Consider the following 369-nt stretch of genomic DNA (forward strand, 5'->3'; position numbering starts at 1 on the left):
GTGGGCGTCGCTGGGTGTCGTTCCTGACGCGGTGGTGGGTCACTCGCAGGGCGAGATCGCGGCGGCGCATGTCGCGGGCATTCTCTCGCTGGAGGACGCGGCGGCGGTGGTGGCGTTGCGGTCGCAGGCCATCGCCCGTGGTCTGGCCGGACGCGGCGGCATGGTGTCGGTCGGGTTGCCGCTCGCCGAGGTGGCCGGCGCGCTGCCGGACGGCGTCGAGGTCGCGGCCGTCAACGGCCCCTCCTCGGTGGTCGTGGCTGGTGACCCGGCGGGTCTGGACACGCTCGTCGTCGCGTACGAGGAGCAGGGCGTGCGCGTGCGGCGGATCGCCGTCGACTACGCCTCGCACACCTCGCACGTGGAGTCGAT

1 protein-coding gene is annotated in these 369 nt (G+C 73.7%); it reads left to right on the forward strand.

Going from position 1 to position 369, the window contains the following annotated elements; translation table 11 throughout:
* Positions 1–369, forward strand: a 369-nt coding sequence (locus AE652_RS21440) for an acyltransferase domain-containing protein (protein ID WP_049653966.1), incomplete at both ends; no start/stop codon positions are given.

This window comes from Kitasatospora sp. MY 5-36, assembly GCF_001182915.1.
Taxonomy (GTDB): Bacteria; Actinomycetota; Actinomycetes; order Streptomycetales; family Streptomycetaceae; genus Kitasatospora.